Origin of the sequence: Pseudomarimonas arenosa, from assembly GCF_014841215.1 — a bacterium.
GTDB classification, from domain to species: Bacteria; Pseudomonadota; Gammaproteobacteria; order Xanthomonadales; family Xanthomonadaceae; genus Pseudomarimonas; species Pseudomarimonas arenosa.
Genome location: NZ_JACYTR010000064.1, coordinates 21,994 through 28,515 on the forward strand (window position 1 = coordinate 21,994; position 6,522 = coordinate 28,515).

6 protein-coding genes are annotated in these 6,522 nt (G+C 61.9%); 3 read left to right on the forward strand and 3 right to left on the reverse strand.

Annotated elements, in window-relative coordinates:
• Nucleotides 1-74 precede the first annotated feature (74 nt).
• Together IFO71_RS18700 and IFO71_RS18705 are read right to left on the reverse strand one after the other, a co-directional pair.
• The gene (locus IFO71_RS18700) at nucleotides 75-1,571 is read right to left on the reverse strand and encodes an aldehyde dehydrogenase (RefSeq protein WP_192031200.1); all 1,497 of its coding nucleotides are present in this window, start codon (nucleotides 1,569-1,571) and stop codon (nucleotides 75-77) included.
• A gap of 69 nt (nucleotides 1,572-1,640) precedes the next feature.
• Entirely contained in the window at nucleotides 1,641-2,189 is a 549-nt protein-coding gene (locus IFO71_RS18705) for a cupin domain-containing protein (RefSeq protein WP_192031201.1), read from the reverse strand.
• Nucleotides 2,190-2,326: 137 nt separating this feature from the next.
• Here IFO71_RS18705 and aptA point away from each other — a divergent pair, with 137 nt between their 5' ends.
• The 3 genes from aptA to speB all read left to right on the forward strand — a co-directional run bounded on the left by aptA (nucleotide 2,327) and on the right by speB (nucleotide 6,064).
• Nucleotides 2,327-3,661, forward strand: a complete 1,335-nt coding sequence (gene aptA / locus IFO71_RS18710; RefSeq protein ID WP_192031202.1) for an omega-aminotransferase AptA — start codon at nucleotides 2,327-2,329, stop codon at nucleotides 3,659-3,661.
• Between the two features lie 127 nt (nucleotides 3,662-3,788).
• Nucleotides 3,789-4,904 carry an alanine dehydrogenase gene (gene ald / locus IFO71_RS18715; protein WP_192031203.1) on the forward strand — a complete coding sequence of 372 codons (1,116 nt, stop codon included), beginning with the start codon at nucleotides 3,789-3,791 and terminating at the stop codon, nucleotides 4,902-4,904.
• Nucleotides 4,905-5,095: 191 nt separating this feature from the next.
• Complete coding sequence (gene speB, locus IFO71_RS18720; RefSeq protein WP_192031204.1) at nucleotides 5,096-6,064, forward strand: agmatinase; 969 nt, start codon at nucleotides 5,096-5,098, stop codon at nucleotides 6,062-6,064.
• Between the two features lie 17 nt (nucleotides 6,065-6,081).
• Here the strand turns inward: speB and IFO71_RS18725 are convergent, their stop codons facing one another.
• Nucleotides 6,082-6,399, reverse strand: a complete 318-nt coding sequence (locus tag IFO71_RS18725) for a hypothetical protein (RefSeq protein ID WP_192031205.1) — start codon at nucleotides 6,397-6,399, stop codon at nucleotides 6,082-6,084.
• Nucleotides 6,400-6,522 lie beyond the last annotated feature (123 nt).

A 6,522-nucleotide genomic window follows, 5' to 3' on the forward strand; every position in this document is an offset into this window, starting at 1 on the left:
CGTCACTGCGCGCGAGCAGTCCGCCGATGGACTGCTTGATTGAACCGGCTAACCCGGATGGCCGGGCTAAACAGTCAACCGCGCAGATTGATCCAGGTCGCCTTCAACTCGGTGTACTTGTCGAACGCATGCAGTGACTTGTCGCGGCCGTTACCGCTTTGCTTGTAGCCACCGAAAGGCGCGGTCATATCGCCGCCGTCCCAGTAGTTGACCCAGACACTGCCGGCGCGCAGGCTGCGGGCCATGCGGTGGGCGCGATTGATGTCGCGGGTCCAAACGCCAGCCGCCAATCCAAACGGAGTGTCATTGGCGAGTCGCAGCGCTTCCACCTCATCGTCGAAGCCGATCACCGACAACACCGGGCCAAAGATCTCCTCCTGGGCAATCACCGCATCCTGTTTCACCTCATCGAAAATGGTCGGCTCCACATAACAACCACCTTCGACCGGGCTCACACGTGCGCCGCCCAGGGCGAGACGTGCGCCAGATGCCTTGCCCTGTTCGATATAGCTCAGAACGCGCTGAGTCTGCCCCTCATCAACCAAGGCGCCCATCGGCGCACGCGGGGTGAATGGATGCGCTGGCTGCATCTCGCGGCCAAACTCGACCACCTTGGCGACGAACTCGTCCTTGATTCTGCGATCGACATACAGCCGTGAGGCCGCGGTACACACCTCGCCCTGATTGTAGAAGATGCCACTTGCGGCACCGCGGGCAGCGATCTCCAGGCTGGGCGCATCGGCAAACACAATGTTCGGACTCTTGCCGCCGCATTCGAGGTAGGTACGCTTCATGTTGGAGCGACCGGCACACTGCAGCAGGTACTTGCCGACCGCCGTCGACCCGGTGAATACCAGCCCGTCGACATCCATGTGCAGGGCCAGCGGCTCGCCGGCCTCCTTGCCAAATCCGGGCACCACATTCAGCACCCCGGGCGGCAGCCCTGCTTGCAGGGCCAGCTCGGCAAGGCGCAGCGCGGTCAGCGGCGATTTTTCCGAGGGCTTCAGCACCACTGAGTTACCCATGGCCAGCGCTGGTGCCAGCTTCCAGGAGGCCATCAGCAACGGAAAATTCCACGGCACGATGGCGCCGATCACGCCCAGCGGTTCGCGGGTGATCAGACCCAACTCGTCAGGTCCGGTGGGCGCAATTTCGTCGTAGATTTTGTCGATGGCCTCAGCGGTCCAGTTGAAACAACGCACGCTGGCCGACACATCGACCTTCAGCGCATCGCCAACCGGCTTGCCCATATCCAGACTTTCCAGCAATGCAAGCTCCTCAGCATGCTGTTCCAGCAGCGCAGCCAGTTTGAGCAGTACCTTCTTGCGCGCAGAGGGCTTGCTGGCCGACCAGTCACCTTTGTCAAAGCTGCGCCGCGCTGACTGCACCGCTCGATGGATATCTTCTTCGCCGCACTCGGCCACCTTCGCCAGCACGCGCCCATCGATCGGGCTGATGCAGTCGAAGGTCTTGCCCGAGGCCGCCGCCACCTGTTTGCCGTCAATCAGGGCCTGATGCGGAAAGGCCAGGGTCGCGGCGGCGGCCTGCCACTGCTCAAACGACTTGCTCATCTGCGGCTCCTCAGAAAGTGCATCCGTCACTCGCATCGCTGCGCTCACCAGCCTACAGCAGCGAGACATTCAAAATGTCGGCGGCGTGTTCGCGCTGATCAACTCCGCCTCGCCCTCACCGACATTGCGAAAACGGTGCGGGGTACGGCTCTCGAAATAGTATGCGTCACCGGCACGCAGCACACGGCAGTGCTCGCCGACCGTCACTTCGACTTCGCCGCGAATGATCACCCCCGCCTCTTCTCCTGCATGGCTGTACATCGACTCACCGGTGTCCGAGCCCGGCGGCATGAGTTCGCGCAGCATGCACATCTGTCGCTGCGGCTGGCGCTTGCCGACCAGGAAATAGTGGACCTCGTTGTTGCCGACGTCGGGCAGTTCGGTAGCGCGATAGAACGGCCCATCCTCGTTTGCCTGCACCTCCTCGAAGGTAAAGAACTCGGCCAAGGAAATGGGGATGCCATCCAGCACCTTCTTCAATGAGCTGATCGACGGACTGACCTTGTTCTGCTCAATGAGCGAAATGGTGCTGTTGGTGACATTGGCGCGTTTGGCCAGCTCCCGCTGGCTCAGCCCGCGGGCCAGCCTGACCTTTTGCAATCGTGCGCCGATATCCATGCCGCAGTTCCCTGTACCACCAGTCTTTCCTGTGTAACAGGCCCTCCGCCTCGACGCAATAAATTTGACGACTTCGCACCAATTGTAAAGTTTATTCAACACTGCTAGCGTCATCGCGTGTTCGGGAGGACCGCCCCATGAGCAACGCACAAGCGCCAAATGCCGATCTGACCGGCCCGGCGTACTGGATGCCATTCACCGCCAATCGGCGCTTCCGGCAGTCGCCACGCCTGTTGGAGCGCGCTGAGGGGATGTATTACTACGACGTCGACGGCCGTCAGGTTCTCGATGCAGTCGCTGGGCTGTGGTGCTGCAACGCCGGCCATGCGCGTCCGAAGATCGTCGAAGCGATCCAGAAGCAGGCGGCCAAGCTCGACTACGCGCCCAGCTTTCAGATGGGCCATCCGCTGGCGTTTGAGCTGGCCGAACGTCTGGCCGAGCTGGCTCCATCCGGGCTGAATCGGGTGTTCTTTACCAACTCGGGCTCGGAGTCGGTCGATACCGCACTGAAGATCGCGCTGGCCTACCACCGTGCGTGCGGCGAAGGTCAACGCAGCCGCCTGATCGGTCGCGAAAAGGGCTATCACGGCGTTGGCTTCGGCGGCATTTCGGTCGGCGGCATCGTGCACAACCGCAAGCACTTTGGGCCCCTGTTGCCGGGCGTCGACCATCTTCCACACACCCTGGACCTCGACCGCAACGCATTCAGTCAAGGCCTGCCCGCCCATGGCGCCGAACTCGCCGATGCGTTGGAAGCACTCTGTCAGCTGCACGACCCCAGCACCATTGCAGCGGTGATCATCGAGCCCATCTCAGGTTCCGCCGGCGTGATCCTGCCACCTGTGGGCTATCTGCAGCGGATCCGCGAGATATGCAGTCGCCACGGAATCCTGCTGATCTTCGACGAAGTGATCACCGGATTTGGGCGGATCGGATCGGCCTTCGCCGCCCAGCAGTTTGGCGTGGTGCCGGACATGATCACCAGCGCCAAAGGCCTGACCAATGGCTGCGTGCCCATGGGCGCTGTGCTGATCAATGAGGCCATTCAGGATGCCTTTATGCACGGCCCGGAGGGCATGATCGAGTTGTTTCATGGCTACACCTACTCCGGTCATCCGCTGGCCGCCGCGGCTGGGCTGGCAGCGCTGGATGTGTATCAGGAGGAGCGACTGTTTGCTGTCGCCGATCGGCTCAGCCCCGATTGGCAACGCGCAGCCCATGCGCTGCACGGCTTGCCGCATGTGATCGACATCCGCAACTACGGACTGATTGCGGCGATCCAACTCGAACCACGACCGGGGCAGTCAGGCCAACGAGCGTTTGAAGTGTTTGAGCGCATGTTCCGCGAAGCCGGCATTCTGGTTCGCGTGACCGGGGACATCATCGCCCTGTCACCGCCGCTGATCATCGAACCGTCGCAAATCGACCAGATTTTTGCCGCGCTCGCCGATACCATACGCGCCACAAGGTAGGCCCTGGCCCGCCGTCGTGTTCCTGCACCGCCCGGCGGTGACGGGTTGAGTGGATCAAGATCCTAGCGGCGGGCCAGGGCCCGCCCGACACAATCAAAATCATTGAACGCCCCGGGAGGGCAGCGAAATGCTTATCGGCGTACCCAAGGAAATCAAGAATCACGAGTACCGCATCGGCCTGACGCCGGCCGGCGCCCGCGAACTGGTGCAGCACGGTCATCAGGTCATCGTGCAGAACGATGGCGGCAAGTCGATCGGTTTGACCAATGACCTGTACGAAAAGGCTGGCGCCAGGATCGTCGATACGGCCGAAGAGATCTTTGCCAAGGCCGAGATGATCATCAAGGTCAAGGAGCCGCAGGCGGTCGAATGCCAGATGCTGCGCGAAGGGCAGATTCTTTACACCTACCTTCACCTGGCGCCGGATCCGGAACAAACCGCCGGCCTGGTGAAGTCGGGCTGCACCGCGATTGCCTACGAAACCGTGACCGACCGCAAGGGCGGCCTGCCACTGCTGGCGCCGATGTCGGAAGTGGCCGGTCGCATGTCGATCCAGGCCGGCGCTCACGCGCTGGAGCGCGCTCAAGGCGGCAGCGGTGTGCTGCTCGGTGGCGTGCCGGGCGTGAAGCCAGCCAACGTGATGGTGATCGGCGGCGGCGTAGTCGGTATCAATGCCGCGCGCATGGCGATGGGCATGAATGCCCGGGTGACCATTCTCGATCGCTCGCTGGATCGACTGAAGTATCTCGATGAGCTGTACGGCGACCGCATCACCACTCTGTATTCCACCGCCGATGCCATCGAGGAAACCCTGCGTTATGCAGACCTGGTGATCGGTGCGGTGCTGATTCCGGGCGCCGCGGCACCGAAGCTGGTCACCCGCGCCCAGCTCGCCCTGATGAAGCCGGGCTCGGTGCTGGTCGACGTTGCCATCGATCAGGGAGGCTGCTTTGAAACCTCCAAGGCCACCACTCACCAGAACCCGACCTACGAGGTCGACGGCATCATCCACTACTGCGTCGCCAATATGCCGGGCGGTGTGGCCCGCACCTCGACCTTTGCCCTGACCAATGCCACCCTGCCGTTCGCCGTGCAACTGGCCAACAAGGGCGCCAAGCGGGCGCTGCTCGACGACACCCACCTGTTGAACGGATTGAACGTGCATGCCGGGCAGATCACCTATGAAGCGGTGGCCCGCGACCTGGGTTACACCTATGTGCCGGCGGCGAAGGCGCTGGGTTAATCAAAGCGCTGTAGTGGTGGGCCACAGGCCCACCCTACTCCAGCTCGCTTTCATAGGGTGGGCCTGTGGCCCACCGAAAACTGAGCACCTAGATTCACCGGCATTGCGCTGAACCCACCTCCGGTTCCCGACGTCCCGGCCGCCTCGCCCGAGGCGGAAACGACGACGGATCAACCGAACCGGAGGTTCCGATGTCTTCACAGTATCCCCCGCGCCAACACCCGGTCGATCAGGCCCTGACCCGCGAATCGCTGCACGGCACACACAGCGAGCCGACCTACTCCGGCATTACCAGTTATCTTCGCCGACGCTACAGCAAGTCACTGCAGGGTGTGGATGTGGCGGTGATCGGCGCGCCGTTTGATCTTGCCACCACCAACCGCGCAGGCGCCCGCCTTGGCCCGCGCGCCATCCGCGCGGCCTCGGCTTCGCTGGCCTGGTGCCAGCCGTACGCCTGGCCGGGCGACCCGCTGGAACAGCTGGCCGTGATCGACTACGGCGATCTTGACTTCGACCCCGGCCGTCCAGATCAGATTCCTGAGCGGCTATACGCTCAGTATCGTCCGCTGGTCGATGCCGGAGTCGTGCCGCTCACCCTCGGCGGCGATCACTTTGTCAGCTTTCCTGTGCTGCGCGCGCTGAGCGAAAAGCACGGCCCCCTCTCACTGATCCACTTCGACGCCCACAGTGATACCTGGGACGACGAAGACAGCCGAATCGATCACGGCACCATGTTCTTCCATGCTGCCCGACTCGGCTATGTCGACCCGGCACGTTCAATCCAACTGGGCATGCGCACGCACAACGCCGAAACTCATGGTTTTGAGCTGATCAATGCCATCGAGCTGCATGACATTGGTGCGGAGATGGCGATTCAGCGCATCCGCCGGCGCGTCGGTGAATCTATGTGCTATGTAAGCTTCGACGTCGACTTTCTCGACCCGGCCTTCGCACCCGGCACCGGTACGCCTGTGGTTGGCGGCTTCAGCACGCATCAAGCGCTGCAGCTGATCCGCGGATTGGCGGGACTCAAGGTCATTGGCGCCGATGTGGTCGAGGTTGCGCCGGCCTACGACCACGCCGAGATCACGGCGTTGGCCGCTGCCAGCGTGGCGCAGGAATGTCTGGCCCTGATTGCCGCCGGACCGCAGCATGGCTGACGGCTGACAGGGGTTCTCTATTTTAGTTGCACATTGATGCCAATCAGGCGCCAGTCGGTGCCTTCCAGGATGTAGCGATGGCTGAAGTGAACCACGCTGGGCGAGGTATCGTAGCGACCCTCAATGGTGAGCACGCCGTTCTCATCAATGCTGGCCTCGGCATCAAACTTCGGCTGCATCGCATCGATCATGAGCAATTGAATCTCTTTCTCGAAGAAAATGGAGAACGCATGATTCAGTTCCTCGACACTGGTCTGGCTGCGCCACAGCGCCGATAGGGTTGGGTAGAACGACTCCATGTTGCCCTGCTCCAGCGCCAGCGCAAAATCGTGCATCGGAATGTGTCAATGGTTTGAGACAGCTTGAATCGTGATTTTAGTGAGCTTTGTTCCCCGTTGACGCTGATTGATCGAGCGGTCGATTGATAAAGACCTGTTCTGGAACGATGGGTGGGCTGG

Bases quoted from the DNA above. Each gene is read 5' to 3' on its own strand.
- IFO71_RS18700 (WP_192031200.1), bottom strand. From the start codon at position 1,571: ATGAGCAAGTCGTTTGAGCAGTGGCAGGCCGCCGCCGCGACCCTGGCC.
- IFO71_RS18705 (WP_192031201.1), bottom strand. From the start codon at position 2,189: ATGGATATCGGCGCACGATTGCAAAAGGTCAGGCTGGCCCGCGGGCTG.
- aptA (WP_192031202.1), top strand. From the start codon at position 2,327: ATGAGCAACGCACAAGCGCCAAATGCCGATCTGACCGGCCCGGCGTAC.
- ald (WP_192031203.1), top strand. From the start codon at position 3,789: ATGCTTATCGGCGTACCCAAGGAAATCAAGAATCACGAGTACCGCATC.
- speB (WP_192031204.1), top strand. From the start codon at position 5,096: ATGTCTTCACAGTATCCCCCGCGCCAACACCCGGTCGATCAGGCCCTG.
- IFO71_RS18725 (WP_192031205.1), bottom strand. From the start codon at position 6,399: ATGCACGATTTTGCGCTGGCGCTGGAGCAGGGCAACATGGAGTCGTTC.